Origin of the sequence: Sphingomonas sp. CBMAI 2297 (assembly GCF_029870595.1) — a bacterium.
Classification (GTDB): domain Bacteria; phylum Pseudomonadota; class Alphaproteobacteria; order Sphingomonadales; family Sphingomonadaceae; genus Sphingomonas.
In genome coordinates this window covers 105,464-120,436 of sequence record NZ_JAPDIR010000001.1, presented here as the reverse complement: position 1 = coordinate 120,436, position 14,973 = coordinate 105,464, and the positions used below count along the sequence as shown (strand labels likewise).

14 protein-coding genes are annotated in these 14,973 nt (G+C 70.1%); 1 reads left to right on the top strand and 13 read right to left on the bottom strand.

All coding sequences use genetic code 11. From position 1 onward, the window contains the following. Positions 1-53 precede the first annotated feature (53 nt). The 7 genes from OMP43_RS00625 to OMP43_RS00595 all read right to left on the bottom strand — a co-directional run bounded on the left by OMP43_RS00625 (position 54) and on the right by OMP43_RS00595 (position 6,212). Positions 54-1,631 carry an FAD-dependent oxidoreductase gene (locus tag OMP43_RS00625; RefSeq protein ID WP_280277526.1) on the bottom strand — a complete coding sequence of 526 codons (1,578 nt, stop codon included), beginning with the start codon at positions 1,629-1,631 and terminating at the stop codon, positions 54-56. Further along, entirely contained in the window at positions 1,565-2,536 is a 972-nt protein-coding gene (locus OMP43_RS00620) for a sterol desaturase family protein (protein WP_280277524.1), read from the bottom strand. The genes OMP43_RS00625 and OMP43_RS00620 overlap by 67 nt, the downstream gene beginning before the upstream one ends. Positions 2,537-2,601: 65 nt before the next feature. Further along, the gene (locus tag OMP43_RS00615) at positions 2,602-2,961 is read right to left on the bottom strand and encodes a hypothetical protein (protein WP_280277522.1); all 360 of its coding nucleotides are present in this window, start codon (positions 2,959-2,961) and stop codon (positions 2,602-2,604) included. Beyond that, on the bottom strand, positions 2,958-3,392 hold the full coding sequence (locus OMP43_RS00610) for a TIGR01244 family sulfur transferase (RefSeq protein ID WP_280277521.1): 435 nt from the start codon (positions 3,390-3,392) through the stop codon (positions 2,958-2,960). Before OMP43_RS00610 ends, OMP43_RS00615 begins: the two co-directional genes overlap by 4 nt. Next, positions 3,389-3,877 (bottom strand): hypothetical protein, encoded by a 489-nt coding sequence (locus tag OMP43_RS00605; protein ID WP_280277520.1) that lies wholly within the window; start codon positions 3,875-3,877, stop codon positions 3,389-3,391. The genes OMP43_RS00610 and OMP43_RS00605 overlap by 4 nt, the downstream gene beginning before the upstream one ends. Then, positions 3,874-5,643 carry a DNA helicase RecQ gene (gene recQ, locus OMP43_RS00600; protein WP_280277518.1) on the bottom strand — a complete coding sequence of 590 codons (1,770 nt, stop codon included), beginning with the start codon at positions 5,641-5,643 and terminating at the stop codon, positions 3,874-3,876. Before recQ ends, OMP43_RS00605 begins: the two co-directional genes overlap by 4 nt. Before the next feature lie 38 nt (positions 5,644-5,681). Further along, complete coding sequence (locus tag OMP43_RS00595; protein ID WP_280277516.1) at positions 5,682-6,212, bottom strand: hypothetical protein; 531 nt, start codon at positions 6,210-6,212, stop codon at positions 5,682-5,684. 169 nt (positions 6,213-6,381) lie between these two features. Between OMP43_RS00595 and OMP43_RS00590 the strand changes: the two genes are divergently transcribed. Next, positions 6,382-7,842 (top strand): ATP-binding protein, encoded by a 1,461-nt coding sequence (locus tag OMP43_RS00590; protein WP_280277515.1) that lies wholly within the window; start codon positions 6,382-6,384, stop codon positions 7,840-7,842. An 8-nt stretch (positions 7,843-7,850) separates the two neighbouring features. On the opposite strand, the gene OMP43_RS00585 is transcribed toward OMP43_RS00590, so the two are convergent. The 6 genes from OMP43_RS00585 to crtY all read right to left on the bottom strand — a co-directional run bounded on the left by OMP43_RS00585 (position 7,851) and on the right by crtY (position 14,955). Beyond that, positions 7,851-8,768, bottom strand: coding sequence for an alpha/beta hydrolase (locus OMP43_RS00585; RefSeq protein WP_280277513.1), 918 nt, complete (start codon positions 8,766-8,768; stop codon positions 7,851-7,853). Positions 8,769-8,776: 8 nt separating this feature from the next. Continuing rightward, entirely contained in the window at positions 8,777-10,603 is a 1,827-nt protein-coding gene (locus OMP43_RS00580) for an ABC transporter ATP-binding protein/permease (RefSeq protein WP_280277512.1), read from the bottom strand. Positions 10,604-10,729: 126 nt separating this feature from the next. Continuing rightward, positions 10,730-11,674, bottom strand: a complete 945-nt coding sequence (locus OMP43_RS00575) for a phytoene/squalene synthase family protein (RefSeq protein ID WP_280277510.1) — start codon at positions 11,672-11,674, stop codon at positions 10,730-10,732. After that, positions 11,671-12,252, bottom strand: a complete 582-nt coding sequence (locus tag OMP43_RS00570; RefSeq protein ID WP_280277509.1) for a TIGR00730 family Rossman fold protein — start codon at positions 12,250-12,252, stop codon at positions 11,671-11,673. The genes OMP43_RS00575 and OMP43_RS00570 overlap by 4 nt, the downstream gene beginning before the upstream one ends. A 64-nt stretch (positions 12,253-12,316) precedes the next feature. After that, complete coding sequence (locus tag OMP43_RS00565; RefSeq protein WP_280277508.1) at positions 12,317-13,795, bottom strand: phytoene desaturase; 1,479 nt, start codon at positions 13,793-13,795, stop codon at positions 12,317-12,319. Next, positions 13,792-14,955 (bottom strand): lycopene beta-cyclase CrtY, encoded by a 1,164-nt coding sequence (crtY, locus tag OMP43_RS00560; protein ID WP_280277507.1) that lies wholly within the window; start codon positions 14,953-14,955, stop codon positions 13,792-13,794. The genes OMP43_RS00565 and crtY overlap by 4 nt, the downstream gene beginning before the upstream one ends. Between the last annotated feature and the right edge of the window lie 18 nt (positions 14,956-14,973).

Here is a 14,973-nt window from a genome sequence, read left to right as displayed (position 1 = left end):
CCCACCGCCTTTGGCGGCGGGCCCCTTCCCTCTCCCGCCAAGGGAGAAGGAGATCAGGCCAGGTCTTCCTCGATGAAACGGGCGCAGCGCTCGCCGATCACCATGGTCGGCGCATTGGTGTTGCCGCCGATCAGCCGCGGCATGATCGAGGCATCGGCGATGTAGAGCCCCTCCACCCCGCGCACCTTGAGCCGCGGCGTCACCACCGCGCCTTCGTCCGAGCCCATGCGCGCGGTGCCGACGGGGTGGTAGATCGTGTCCGCCCGGGCCCGGATCAGCCGCTCGAGCGCGGCATCGTCGGCCAGGTCGATCGGATAGCGATCGCGCCCCTTATACCGGGCGAGCTGCGGTGCCTCGAGGATGCGGTACATGGTCCGCACGCCCTGCTTGAGCAGCGCCAGGTCGCGTGGATCGCCGAGGAAATCGGGATCGATCAGCGGGGCCGCGCGCGGATCGAGCGACTGGAGGCGGACGGTGCCACGGCTCTCGGGCCGCAGCACACAGGCATGGCAGCTGAAGCCATGCCCCGGCACCGGGGTGCGGCCATGATCCTCGACGATGGCGATCAGGAAATGGAGCTGGAGATCGGGCCGCTCCAGCGCGGGATCGCTGCGGAGAAAGGCTCCGGCCTCGGCATAGGGGCTGGTCATCCCGCCCTTGCGCGTGAGCATCCAGCGCCCCATCGATGCCAGCGACTTCAGCTTGCCCATGCCCGAGCTGCCGAGGAAATAGCTGCCCGGCGTCTCGAAGGCGGCGACATAGTCGAGATGGTCCTGGAGATTGCCGCCCACCGCCGGCCGGTCGATCCGCACCGACAGGCCCATCTCGCGCAGATGCTCGCCGGGGCCGATGCCCGAGAGCATCAGCAGCTGCGGCGTCTGAAAGGCGCCGGCCGCGAGCACGACGGCGCGCCGGGCCCGGATCTCGCGCGCCACGCCGTCGCGCTGATAGGCGACGCCCCAGACCCGGCCTTCCTCGAACAGCACGCGCTCGACGCTGGCCTCGGTAATGATCTCGAGTGTCTCGCGCCGCTCGAGATACGCGCGCGCGGCGCTCCACCGCTCGCCGTTGCGCTGCGTCACCTGGAAGAGGCCGGCACCCGACTGGTGCGCGCCGTTGAAATCGTCGTTGCGCGGGATCTGCAGCGCGCCGGCGGCTTCGATGAACGCCTCGCTGCCGCCATGGGCATAGAGCTGGTCGCTCACCCAGAGCGGGCCGCTGTCGCCATGGAAGGCATCGGCGCCGCGGACATTGTGCTCGGCGCGGCGGAACCAGGGCAGCATCTCGTCCCAGCCCCAGCCCGGGCAGCCGAGGTCGCGCCATTCGTCATAGTCCCGGGCATGGCCGCGGACATAGAGCATCGCGTTGATCGCGCTCGACCCGCCCAGCCCCTTGCCGCGGGGCTGATAGCCGCGCCGGCCGTTGAGCCCGCGCTGCGGCACCGTCTCGAACGCCCAGTTGGTCGCCGGGCCCTGGAACGGAAGCATGCCGGGCATGCGCGTCTTGATGCCGGTGTTGCGGCCGCCGGCCTCGAGCACCGCGACGCTGTACCTGCCGCCTTCGCTCAGGCGGCCTGCGACGGCGCTTCCGCCCGATCCTCCACCGATGACGACGATGTCGGCTGCTTCCACGCGATCCCCCGCTGCTGCCGCGCCTCCCAGCGCGCCTTGATGGTCTCGGATGTATCGCGGCTGCCGTCATGGCTCCAGCCCGGCGGCGCGATCATGTACAGGATTCGGGACTTCAGGTCCGGCGCGGCCCATACGTCCTTCGCGATGCCCACCCATTCGTGGAACGCGGCCCAGAACAGGCTGAAGCTGCCGAGATCCTTGACGATGCCGTAGCGCGGCTTCTCGTCCTCCCGTTCCGCCTCGAACGTGCCGAGCAGCCGGTCCCAGACGATGAAGACGCCCGCATAGTTCTTGTCGAGATAGCGCGGATTGGTGGCGTGATGGACCCGGTGGTGCGACGGGGTGTTCATCACCGCCTCGAACCAGCGCGGCATCCGGCCGACCACCTCGGTATGGATCCAGAACTGGTAGATCAGGTTCAGCCCGGCGCAGAAGAAGATCATCAGCGGATGAAAGCCGATCAGGAACAGCGGCAGGCGGAACAGGAAGCTCAGGCTGACAAAGCCGGTCCAGGTCTGCCGCAGCGCGGTCGACAGGTTATAGTGCTGGCTCGAATGATGGATGACATGGCTCGCCCAGAACCAGCGGACGCGGTGGCCGGTACGATGCGCGAAATAATAAGCGAGATCGTCGAGCACGAAGGCGACGACGAACCAGTACCAGGCGAAGCCGATGGTGAAGAAGCGGAACTGATACACCCACATCGAGATGGCGAAGACCAGCCCGGCGGTGAGCGCGCTGGAGACCGTGCTGCCGAAGCCGAGCAGCAGCGAGGTGAGCGTGTCCCGCGGGCAATAGCGCTGCCGGTCCCGCGTCCGCGCGATCAGCATCTCGACGACGATCAGCGCCACGAAGCCGGGAATGGCATAGTTCACCGGATCGAAGAGCAGCGGCATCTCGGGCATCGACCTTGTTTACCGCAATGTCAGTAGCGAGTCACGCCGCGCTGCGGCATGGAACGCGGGCGGGATCACAGCGCGGTCACGCCCTTGAGCACCACCGTGCCGAAGCGCGCATCGCCGCTGTCGAAAGCGAGCCCGTCGGGCGCGGGCGTGCCGGCGAGCGGCGCCCGCAGGTGCCGCGCCGCAATGCGGGCGCCATGGATCTTGAGCAGCGCGGCGTCGCCCGCGCCGCCCCGCACCAGCGCTGCCTTGCCGTCGCTGCCGATCACCACCGCGCCGCCCTCGAAACCGGGGATCATTGCCTCCGCCGCCGCGCGGGCCTCCTCGGCGCTGCCGATGCGCGCGCCGCCGAGCCCGAGCAGCCGGGCGAGCAGCGCGAGCACCAGCACCGCGACGATCGAGCCGCCGAAGATGGTGAGCTGCGTCACGCCCGGCCGGAAAGCTGGTCCAGCAGCGGACGGATGCCCGACAGGTCGTAGCCGGCCTGGGCGGCCTTGGCGGTGATCTCCGCCGGATCGCCGCCGCGCGCCGCCTCGGCCAGCGCCCAGAGGTTGCACGAGCGGGTGCCCGAGCGGCAATAGGCGAGCACCGGCCCCGAAGCCTCCGCCAAGGCCGCCGCCATCGCCTCGACCTGGGCGGAGGAGAAGCCGGCATGGGTGACGGGAATCGCGGCATAGCCGAGCCCGGCCGCCTCCGCCGCGGCGCGGATCGCCTCGCCCTCGGGCTGGCCGCTCTCCTCCTCGTCGGGGCGGTTGTTGATCACATAGGTGAAGCCCTGTTCGGCAAGGAAGGCGATGTCCTCGGCCGCGATCTGGGGAGCAACCGAGATATTGTCGTCGACGCGGCGCGGGCTGGTCATTGCTTCTCCACCTTCTGGGTTTCCGTGATCGGCTGGTTGGCGGCCCAGGCGGCGATCCGGCGCTCGGCCGCGGTGATGCCCTTGAGCACTTCCTCGGTGGCGGGGGCCTGGCAGCCCATGTCATAGGTCAGGCTCGCATCGTCCCAGCGGACCGTTCCGTAATATTGGTCGGTGATGCGATCGCCGCAGTCGAGCTCGCTCTCCGCCTGCGCCTCGCCCAGGGCGAGCAGCTTGCGGATCTCGGCGAAGCCGGCGCTGCCGGCGGAGAAACGCCGCGTCACCAGCCGCTCGGGCTTGTAGGTATCGGGCTCGGCCATGGTGTAGCTGCCCTTGCCCGCCCCGTCGATCGTCCAGCGCGAGACCAGATGGCCCCAGCTGTTGCGGTCCATCGCGATGGTCGAGGGCACGGGCATGGTCGGGACCCGCGCGCGCTGCGGCGCGCAGGCGGCGAGCAGGACGAGGGCGGCGAGCAGGATCGTCTTCATGCGGCATCGCGGATCACTTGCAGGAAGGCGTCACCATAAGCGTCGAGCTTGCGCGCGCCAACGCCCGAGATGTTGCCCATCGCGGCGATGCTCGCGGGCCGGAGCAGGGCCATGTCGCGCAGCACCGAATCATGGAAGATCACATAGGGCGGCAGGCCGGTCTCCTGGGCGATCTCGCGGCGCTTGGCGCGCAGCGCCTCGAACAGCGGATCGCCGACGGGATTGGGCGCCCCCGCCTTGCCGCCGCGCCGCCGGCGCTCGCGCTTGGGCGGCAGCACCAGCGCCACCGTGGCGCCGCCCTTGAGGATCGAACGCGCCTCGGGCCCGAATTCCAGCCCGCCATGCTCGTTGGCGCGCAGCGCGTCGCGCAGCAGCAGCGCGCGGGCGACCGGCTTGATCAGCGCCGCCTCCTCGCCGTCGACGATGCCGAAGACGGAGAGGTTCTCGTGCCCGTTCGTCAGGCTGCGCTCGCTCGACTGGCCCAGCAGGATGCTCTCGATATAGCCGGTGCCGAACAGCATCCCGGTGCGGAACACCGCCGAGAGGAATTTCTGCGCCGTCACCGTGGCGTCGATCGCGGCGGGCGGGCTCAGGCAATTGTCGCAATTGCCGCACTGCTCCGCCGGCTCCTCGCCGAAATGGCGCAGCAGGATGCGGCGCCGGCAGGTCGCGGTCTCGACCAGCGCGCCGAGCGCCGTCAGCCGGGCGCGCTCGCCGGGCTGGCGCTGGGGCTCGACTTCGCCGATCCGCTGGCGGGCGCGGGCGAAATCATCGGCGCCCCAGAAGAGATGCGCCACCGCCGGATCGCCGTCGCGCCCCGCGCGGCCCGTCTCCTGATAATAGGCCTCGATCGACTTGGGCAGGCCGGCATGGGCGACGAAGCGCACGTCCGGCTTGTCGATCCCCATGCCGAAGGCGACGGTGGCGACGATCACCATCTCCTCCGAGGCGACGAACGCCGCCTGGTTGCGGCGGCGGACCGCGGGATCGAGTCCGGCATGATAGGGCAGCACCGGCCGGCCGGTCTCCGCCGCAAGCTTCTCGGCCAGCTTCTCCACGCCCGCGCGGGTCTGGGCATAGACGATGCCGGGGCCGGGCGTCTCGGCGATCAGGTCGATCACCTGGCGCGTCGTGTTCTCGCGCGGGGTGATCGCGTAGCGGATATTGGGCCGGTCGAAGCCGGCGACGATCAGCCCCTCCTGCGGCAGCCCGAGCTGCTCGAGGATGTCGGCGCGGGTATGCGCGTCCGCCGTGGCGGTGAGCGCGAGGCGCGGCACGTCGGGGAAGCGATCGAGCAGCGGGCGGAGCAGGCGATAGTCCGGGCGGAAATCATGCCCCCATTCGGAGACGCAATGCGCCTCGTCGATCGCGAACAGCGACAGCTTCGCGCTCGCCAGCAGGTTGCGGAAGCCTTCGCCCGAGGCGCGCTCGGGCGCGACATAGAGCAGGTCGAGCTGGCCGGAGCGGAAGCGCTCGATCGTCTCGGCGCGATTCTCGTCCACCGACGTCAGCGTCGCGGCGCGGATGCCGACCGCCTCGGCGGCGCGCAGCTGGTCGTGCATCAGCGCGATCAGCGGCGAGACGACGACGCAGGTGCCCTCGAGCATCACGGCGGGCAGCTGATAGGTGAGCGACTTGCCCGCGCCGGTGGGCATGACCGCCAGGGTGCGCCGGCCGGCCAGGACGCGTTCCACCACGTTCGCCTGGACGCCGCGAAAACTGTCGAAGCCGAAGACGCGGCGGAGGGTTTCGATCGCGGGAGCCATCGCGCCCGGTTAGCGGGGGACGGCCGGCGAAGTCGAGGCTATTTGCAGGGAACGCCGTCCTCGGGCTTCCAATCGACCAGTTCGAAGGCGCTGACCTCGATCGCGCTGATCGCATAGGGCCAATACTCGACGCCGGGCCTGCCGGGCATCACCAGGCAGACATCGGTCGGCCGATTGCCGCCATGCGCCCAGATCCGTGCGCGATAGACAAGCGCTTTGGGATAGCCGTTGTGGACGATCAGCAGCGAATGGCTGGAGCCCGGCACCAGCAGGAAGCGGAAGCGGAGCTTCCCCGGATCGGGGATCGGCAGGGGCGGCAGGTTGTTCTGGTTCGGCAGCGGCGCCGCCTCGGGCACCGGGGCCTCGGGCGGCGTCATGCCCGAATATTCGCGGCCGACCGCGGCCTCGAACGGCGTGGGCGTGGCGGCGGTCCGCCGCACTTCGCCAGCCGTCCGCCCATCGAAGGAGAAGGCGGCTTCCTCGCCGGGCGCGATCCCCACCGCCTGCGCCCGCGCGCCGGCCGGGACGAGCAGCGCGGCGCCGACGGCCGCCAAAACCCATGCCCGCATGCCGATCACCCCCCTGTTTCTCCAGCGATTATCCGCGCCGCGCCGGGATCCCGCAAGGGGGTTCGCGCCCCGCCGCCGGCCGGGCGGGGCGTTTCGCAAGCGTACCGCCCACAGATTTTCGCCGGAATGCGCTTCCCCCCGCCATCGCCATCGGCCAAAGCGTCCGGCGATGACGGTGCGCGTGGACATGGGGGTGGACGGCAAGGGCGATGCCGTCGCCATGGATCTCGAAGAGCTGCTGGCGACGCGATTGCTCGTCCAGGGCAATTCGGGGTCCGGCAAGTCGCATCTGCTGCGCCGGCTGCTCGAGCGGAGCGCCGGCCATGTCCAGCAGGTGGTGATCGATCCCGAGGGCGACTTCGTCACGCTCGGCGACAAATATGGCCATATCGCCATCGAGGCCGCCGATTATTCGGAGCGCGAGATCGCCCGCTTCGCCACCCGGATTCGCGAGCATCGCGCGTCGGTGGTGCTCAGCCTGGAAGGGCTGGAGGCCGAGGGGCAGATGAAATGCGCCGCCGCCTTCCTCAACGCGATGTTCGACGCGCCGCGCGACCATTGGTATCCGGCGCTGGTGGTGGTCGACGAAGCCCAGCTGTTCGCGCCTTCGGGCGGCGGCGAGGTGGCGGAGGACGTCCGCCGCGCCTCGCTCTCGGCGATGACCAACCTGATGTGCCGCGGGCGCAAGCGCGGCCTGGCGGGCGTGATCGCCACCCAGCGCCTCGCCAAGCTGGCCAAGAACGTGGCGGCCGAAGCCTCGAACTTCCTGATGGGCCGCACCTTTCTTGACATCGACATGGCGCGCGCCGCCGACCTGCTCGGCATGGAACGCCGCCAGGCCGAGGCGATCCGCGATCTCGCGCGCGGCCATTTCCTGGCGCTCGGTCCCGCCGTGTCGCGCCGGCCCATCTCGGTGCAGATCGGCGCGGTGGAGACCAGCGCGCGCAGCGGCAGCCCCAAGCTGACTCCACTGCCCGAGGCGCCCTCGGCGGAACTGAAGGACCTGCTCCTCGCCCCGGCCGAGCCCGAATGGACGCCCCCCGCCCCGCCGGCGCCGGCACAGGCGCCGCAGCTCGCCTCGGACCGGCTGCTCGAGGCGCTCGCACGCTCGACGCCGGTGCGCGAGGAAATCCCCGAGGTCGATCCGGAGGAAGCCGCCGCCAAGATCGCCGACGTGCTGCGCGACATCGTCGCCGATGCCGAGAGCGCCTATCGCTCGCCCTCGGTGCTCTACCAGGATTTCCTGGTGCGCTGCCGGATGGTCGGCCTGGCCCGGGCCCCGCTCGACCTCTCCGCCTTCGTCCGCCGGCTCTCGGCCGCGCGTGCCGGCATCCATGGCGATCCGGACGCGGAATGGGCCCAGGCGCTCGACGCGGCGCGCGCGCTGCCCGACGACATGCTCGGCCCGTTCCTGCTCGTCGCCCGCGCGGCGCGCGAAGGCGCGCCCTGCCCGAGCGACACCGAGATCGCCGCCACCTATGGCACCAGCTCGCTCGGCCGCGTGCGCCGGCTCCTCCAATATATCGAGAGCCGCGAGCTGTTCGTGACGCGCACCGACCTTTCGGGCAAGCGCTCGATCACGATCCCGCGGCTCGGCTGGACCACCCAGCCCGCGGAGATCGGCGGCTAGGACCGGTATCAGAGCCCGCGCAGCCAGGCCTCGGTGGCGTCGACATGCGTGACCGGCAGCATATGGCCGCCTTCGATGATCTCGACCTGGCCGTTCGGCACGTCCGCAGCGGTCTTGCGCCCGTGCAGTTCGGGATCGAGCAGCGCGTCCTCCCGGCCGTAGAGGATCGAAACCGGCACGGCGATCTCGCCATAGCGCGGCGCCTGGACCTTCATCGCGGCGGGCCCCATCTCGATCTCGTAGCAGCCCATCTGGAAACTCGCGGGCCGGATGGCGAGCGCGCCGCCGGCCCGGATCGCGAAATCCTCGGGCACCGGATCGGGCGCGAAGACCGCCGCCGTCTTCGCCTTGCCGGTGCGCATCGCGAGCGGCACCGCGATCGTCCAGGCGATCAGCGGGCGAAGCGGGCCCGGCACCCGCAGCCCCGCGAGCGGCGCGGGCGGCTCGTCGATCGGCTGGGTATAGGGCGCGATCAGCCCGAGGCCCCGTACCGCGCCTGGATGCCGCAGCGCCAGCGCCAGGCTCACCGCCCCGCCCATCGAATGGCCGACGAGCAGCGGCTTCTCCAGCCCCAGCGCCCGGATCGCGGCGGCGACGGCGTCGGCCTGGCCGGGAATGTCGAGCCGCGGCCCGGTAAGCGTGGAATAGCCCCAGCCGGGACGGTCCATCACGATCACCCGGCGGTCCGTCGCCAGTCGGCCGGCCAGCGCATAGGTGAAGACGCGCAGCTGGCTCAATATGCCGTGGATCATCACGATGGCGGGCGCGTCGGCCGGCCCGGTCTCCACATAATGGATCCGCGCGCCCGGCACCTCGACCTGCCTGCCGTCCATCGGCACCCAGCGCTCGACGCCGCGCGAGACATAGCCCGACCACAGGACGAGCGCGGCGATCACCACCGCCAGCGCAACCAGGAACCCAATCATCGCCCCTCCTATTCGGCGGGGACTTCCTCTCCGCCCTCGGCCGCGCGCTCCTGCGCCTGCCGCGCCCACATCTCGGCATAGAGACCGTTCTTGCGCAAGAGCCGGGCGTGCGTGCCCTGCTCGGCGACGCGGCCGGCCTCGAGCACGATGATCCGGTCGGCATGGACCACGGTCGAGAGGCGATGGGCGATGACGATGGTGGTGCGGCCATGCTCGATCGCCTCCAGCGTCGCCTGGATGTCCGCCTCGGTCCGGCTGTCGAGCGCGCTCGTCGCCTCGTCGAGGATCAGGATCGGCGGGTTCTTGACCAGCGTCCGCGCGATGGCGACGCGCTGCTTCTCGCCGCCCGAGAGCTTGAGCCCGCGCTCGCCGACCCGAGTCTCGAAACCGGCGGGCAGCGACTGGATGAAGCCGGCGATCGCCGCGCCCCGCGCCGCGGACGCGATCTCGTCGTCGCTCGCGCCTTCGCGGCCATAGGCGATGTTGTAGCCGATCGTGTCGTTGAACAGTACCGTGTCCTGCGGAACGATGCCGATGCTTCCGCGCAGCGAGGTCTGGGTGACGTCGCGAATGTCCTGCCCGTCGATGGTGATGCGGCCGCCGGTCACGTCGTAGAAGCGGTACATCAGTCGCGCCAGCGTCGACTTGCCGGCGCCCGAGGGGCCGACCACCGCGACGGTGGCGCCCGCCGGGATGTCCAGATCGATGCCCTTCAGTATCTCGCGCTCGGGATCATAGCCGAAATGCACGCCCTCGAACCGGACATGGCCCGCGCTGACGACCAGCGGCGCGGCGCCCGGCGCATCCTTCACTTCGGCGGCGCTGTCGAGCAGGTCGAACATGCTGCCCATGTCGATCACGCCCTGCCTTATGGTGCGATAGACCCAGCCGAGCATGTCGAGCGGGCGGAACAGCTGCGACAGCAGCGTCGAGACCAGCACCACGTCGCCCGCCGTGAACTTGCCGCTGCTCCAGCCGAACACCACCAGCGCCATGCCCGCGCCGAGCATGAAGTTGGTGATCAGCGCCTGGCCGATGTTGAGCCAGGCCAGGCTGTTCTCGCTGGTGGTCGCCGCGCGGGCATAGGCAGTGACGGCATTCTCGTAGCGCCGCGCTTCGCGCGCCTCGGCGTTGAAATATTTCACCGTCTCGAAGTTGAGCAGCGAATCGACCGCATGGGCGACGGCGCCGGTGTCGAGGTCGTTCATCTTCTCGCGCAGCTTGGAGCGCCAGTCGGTCACCCAGCGAGTGAAGGCGATGTAGAGCACCACCATCGCCAGGGTGCCGACGACCAGCCACACGCCGTAGCGCGTCCAGAAGATGCCTATGACCAGGGCGAGCTCGAGGATCGTGGGCGCGATGTTGAACAGCAGGAAATAGAGCATCGTGTCGATGCTCTTGGTGCCGCGCTCGACCACCTTGGTGATCGCGCCGGTGCGCCGCTCGAGATGGAAGCGCAGGCTCAGCTGATGCAGGTGGCGGAACACGTCCGAGGCAAGCCGGCGCGTCGCGTCCTGCCCCACTTTCTCGAACACCGCGTTGCGCAGATTGTCGAACAGCACCGTGCCGAAGCGCGCCAGCGCATAGCCCGCGACCAGCGCCGCGACGAGCCACACCGCATCGCGCGAACCGCCCGCCATCCGGTCGATCGCGCCCTGCAGCGCGAAGGGCGCGCCATAGACCTGGACCAGCTTCGACACGACGACCAGGCCAAGCGCGAGGACGATGCGGGCCCGCAGGCCGGGGGCGTCCTTGGGCCATAGATAGGGGAGGAAACGCCGCAGCGTGGCGAGCATCGGGCGCTCGCCGGCGGGTGTGTCGGGATTGGAAGCCATCGCCGCCAGATCTGGGGCGCTCGGCACCGGGATGCAACATTTGGCTATCGGCTCCGGAAAGGGACGCGCGATGGACCGGGCCCTTGGAGGCGGATGACGAGGCTCGCCGGCGCCCCGTGCCCCGGCTTAGCGCGGGCGCGTCCAGAGCGCGGGATCGCGCGGCGCCGCGGGATAGAGATCCCGGCGACGAAGCCCCTGCCACCCGGCACGGGCGATCCAGCCGATCTTCTCGAAGCCGGAAGTGGCGACGCGGCGATCCCAGGCATGCTCGCCGCGCTCGGCGACCTTTCTCGCGATATCGCCATAGATGCCGGCGGCGGCGAGCACTGCCCAGGCCGAACGAAAGCCCAGCGCCGGCGTGCCGCCCCGCGCGCTCGCGGCATAGTCGGCGGCCCGGCCGGTGAGCCGGCCGGCGAGCACCGCGAGACGCTGGCGAAAGGGCGGCTTCATGTGCTGGCCGGGCGGGACATCCATCTCGGCCAGCCAGTCCTGCGGCAGGTAGCAACGGCCCATCCGGTCGTCCGCCTCGACGTCGCGGGCGATATTGGCGAGCTGGAAGGCGATGCCGAGGTCGCAGGCCCGGTCGAGCGTCGCCTCGTCCTCGGGCGGGACGCCCATGATCACCGCCATCAGGCAGCCGACCGCGCCGGCGACGTGATAGGCATAGCGATACAGGTCGTCCTCATGGCGCGGCACCCACGCCGCCGCATCGAGCGCGAAGCCCTCGACCACGTCCCGGACAAAGCGGTGCGGCAGCTTCGCCTCGGCAGCGACGATGCGCAACGCATCGAAGGCGGGATCGCCCACCCGCTCCCCGGCGAGCGCCGCCTCGGTGAGCAGCCGGATGCGCGCCAGGCCAGCTGCGGCATCCGCCGCCCGCGCCTCGCCGCCATGGTCCTGTCCGTCGGCAAGGTCGTCACAGGCGCGGCACCAGGCATAGAGCAGCCAGGCCCGCTCGCGCGTCTCGCGCTCGAACAGCCGGCTGGCGGCGGCGAAGCTCCGCGAGCCCCGCGCGATCGCTTCCTGCGCGGTCGCGACGATCGCGGCACGCCCAGGAAGCGGGGAACTCACAGATCGCCGCGCCGCATCTGGACGATCGTCTCGACCGGCTTAGCCGCGATCATCTTGTCGAGCAGCCCCTCGAGCGTGCCGTCGACGATCAACATGTCCTGGTGCTGCGGGCGGACAAAGCCGACCTTGCCCATATGCTGCCAGAACTCGACCAGCTTGTCATAATAGCCGGCGATGTTGAGCAGGCCGACCGGATCGGTGTGATAGCCGAGCTGGGCCCAGCTGAGCGCTTCCCACAGCTCGTCCATCGTGCCCGTGCCGCCCGGCAAGTTGATGAAGCCGTCGGCGATGTCGGTGAAACGCGCCTTGCGCTCGTGCATGGTGGCGACGACGTGGAGCTCGGTGCAGCCGCGATGCGCGACTTCGGCATTGACCAGCAGCTCGGGGATCACCCCGATCACTTCGCCGCCGGCCTCCAGCGCCGCATCGGCGACCGCACCCATCAGGCCGAGCCGGCCGCCGCCATAGACGATGCCGATATCGCGCTGCGCCAGCGTGCGGCCGACATGGCGCGCGGCCTCGATATAGACGGGATCGGCCGGGCTGGCCGAACCGCAATAGACTGCGACGCGCTTCATCTGATCTTCCCGATAGCCATGATTCGCCCCGCCTTCGACCAGAATGCGCGCGGGGGCAAGCCGCTCACTTGCCGTCGCCGAGCATCAGCGCGGCGGTCGCCTTCGCGCTGCCGACCACGCCGGGAATGCCGGCCCCGGGATGGGTGCCGGCGCCGACGAAGAACAGGTTGTGGATCGCATCGTCGCGATTGTGGGTGCGGAACCAGGCGCTCTGGGTGAGGATCGGCTCGAGGCTGAAGGCCGAGCCCAGATGCGCGCCGAGATCGTCGCGAAAATCGGGCGGCGCGTAGCTGAATTTGGTTAGGATACGATTCCCGAGGTCCGGAATCAGCCGGCGCTGGATTTCGGCGAGGATACGCTCCTCCAGGATCGGGGCGACCTCGCTCCAGTCCGCCGGGAACTTGCCGAGATGCGGCACCGGGCAGAGCGCGTAGAAGGTCGAATGCCCGGCAGGCGCCATCGTCGGATCGCTGGCGCTCGGATGGTGGAGATAGAGCGAGAAATCCTCGCTCAGCACGCCGTGATCGAAGATGTCGGCGAGCAGGCCCTGATAGCGCGGCCCGAACAGCACCGAATGATGCGCGATCTCGGGAAAGGTCCCGCGCACGCCGAAATGGACGAGGAACAGCGACGGCGAGAAGCGCTTGCGCACCAGCGCCTGCGCCGCGCGCTGGCTGGAGCGCGAGCCCTTCAGCAGGTCGCGATAGCCATGGACCACGTCCGCGTTGCAGGCGAGCGCATCGACCTGCAGCTCCAGGCCGCCCGCCGTGCGCACGCCGGTGACGAGATCGCCCAGCGTGTCGATGCCGGTCACCGGATCGCCGAGCCGCAGCGTGCCGCCCAGCCGCTCGAAATGGCGGACCATCCCGGCGACCAGCCGGTTGGTGCCGCCCTCGGCCCACCAGACCCCGCTCTGGCGCTCGAGCTGGTGGATCAGCGCATAGATCGCGCTCGCGGTCATCGGGTTTCCGCCCACCAGCAGCGTGTGGAAGGAAAAGGCCTGGCGCAGCTTCTCGTTGCGGATGAAGCTCGCCACCTTGGCGTAGACCGAGCGCCAGGCGCCATATTTGGCGAGCGCCGGCGCGGCGCGGACCATCGACATCACGTCCTGGAACGCGACATGGCCAAGCTTCACATAGCCTTCCTCGTACACGCCGGCGGCATATTCGAGGAAGCGGCCATAGCCGGCGACATCCTGCGGCTCGAACCGCGCGATCTCGGCGGCGAGCTGGTGATCGTCGTTGGAATAGTCGAAGCGCGTCCCGTCGGGCCAGGAGAGGCGATAGAAGGGCGTGACCGGCTTCAGCTTCACATCGGCAGCCATGTCGTGCCCGGAAAGCTGCCAGAGTTCGCGCAGTGCCTCGGGCGCGGTGATCACCGTGGGGCCGGCGTCGAAGGTGAAGCCGTCCTTCTCCCAGAAATAGGCGCGCCCGCCCGGCTTGTCGCGCGCCTCCAGCACCACCGTGTCGACGCCCGCCGCCTGCAGCCGGATCGCGAGCGCCAGGCCGCCGATCCCGGCGCCGACCACGACGGCCCGCTTCACCGGAACGACTCCCGGATCGCCGAGAGCGCGCGGCCGATCGGCACCGGCGGCCTGCCCGAAACCAGGCGCAGGCGATCGGCCAGGGTGGAATGCCCGGCATAGAAGCGCCCGATCAGCTGCGGATCGAGCCGGTAGAAGCGCTGGAGGATGCGGTAACGCTCCGCGGGTTCGGCGGCCTTGAACAACATGGCGGCGAGCATGCGGTAGAAATGGCGCCGGCGCCATGTCGATCGGGCGAAATCGTGCAGCAGCCGGTGCAGCGCCGGCCCGCCCAGGTCGCTCGCGGCCGCGACCAGCGTGGCGGTGCGCACCGCATCGGGCAGCGCGTAGCTGGTGAGCGGATGGAACAGGCCGGCGCGCCCGCCCGCCTTGGCGACCTTGTTGCCGCCCGCCTGCCAATAGGCCTCGAAGTCGCCGCCCATCACCACGGGCAGCGCGCCACCCTCCTCGCGCACGACGCGATCGACCTGCCAGCCGCGCGCATCGGCATAGGCGTCGATCCGCGCGCCGAGCAGCGCCGCATCGAAATCCGGGGTGTCGCTGTAATAGGTGTCCTCGACGAACGCGCAGGTGGGGCCGAACGGCAGCGCATAGACGAACCGGTAGCCGTCCAGCTGCTCGACGGTCGCGTCCATCAGCTTCGGCCGTGCCAGGCCGTGCGCTTCGGCCAGCGCCAGCTCGCGGCCGTAGAATTTCTGCCAGCCGCAGCGCAGCGCCGCGAGATCGGCGGGCCCGCGGCAATCGATCACGCCCTTGGCCTCGATCCGGTCGCCATCGGCAAGGACGACCGCGGTGGGACTGGCGGCAAGCACCTTGCGCCGCGTCATCACCGCCTGCGCGGGCAGCTCGGCGCGGACGACCTGGTCGAGCCGGCGCGATTCGATCGAATAATAGCCGGTGCGCAAGGTCCGCGAGACCGCCGGAAAGGCGACGTCGTAGCTGGTCCAGCCATGCCCGATCAGCGGCGCGGTGAGCCAGCGGTCCCCCGGCGCGACATCGGTGGCGAAGAAGGACCAGAGATGGTTGCCGCCGATCCGGCTGCCGCCCTCGACGATGCGCACGTCGCAATCCGGGCGCTTGCGGCGCAGGGCGAGCGCGATCAGCCCGCCGGCCAGGCCCCCGCCGACAATCGCCACGTCGCAGTTGATCGTTGCGGGCATGGCACAAACCTAACCCAG

Excerpts from the sequence above, each read along its gene's own strand:
- OMP43_RS00620 (WP_280277524.1), bottom strand. The coding sequence starts at position 2,536 with ATGCCCGAGATGCCGCTGCTCTTCGATCCGGTGAACTATGCCATTCCC.
- OMP43_RS00610 (WP_280277521.1), bottom strand. The coding sequence starts at position 3,392 with ATGACCAGCCCGCGCCGCGTCGACGACAATATCTCGGTTGCTCCCCAG.
- OMP43_RS00605 (WP_280277520.1), bottom strand. The coding sequence starts at position 3,877 with ATGAAGACGATCCTGCTCGCCGCCCTCGTCCTGCTCGCCGCCTGCGCG.
- recQ (WP_280277518.1), bottom strand. The coding sequence starts at position 5,643 with ATGGCTCCCGCGATCGAAACCCTCCGCCGCGTCTTCGGCTTCGACAGT.
- OMP43_RS00595 (WP_280277516.1), bottom strand. The coding sequence starts at position 6,212 with ATGCGGGCATGGGTTTTGGCGGCCGTCGGCGCCGCGCTGCTCGTCCCG.
- OMP43_RS00590 (WP_280277515.1), top strand. The coding sequence starts at position 6,382 with ATGACGGTGCGCGTGGACATGGGGGTGGACGGCAAGGGCGATGCCGTC.
- OMP43_RS00585 (WP_280277513.1), bottom strand. The coding sequence starts at position 8,768 with ATGATTGGGTTCCTGGTTGCGCTGGCGGTGGTGATCGCCGCGCTCGTC.
- OMP43_RS00580 (WP_280277512.1), bottom strand. The coding sequence starts at position 10,603 with ATGGCTTCCAATCCCGACACACCCGCCGGCGAGCGCCCGATGCTCGCC.
- OMP43_RS00570 (WP_280277509.1), bottom strand. The coding sequence starts at position 12,252 with ATGAAGCGCGTCGCAGTCTATTGCGGTTCGGCCAGCCCGGCCGATCCC.
- crtY (WP_280277507.1), bottom strand. The coding sequence starts at position 14,955 with ATGCCCGCAACGATCAACTGCGACGTGGCGATTGTCGGCGGGGGCCTG.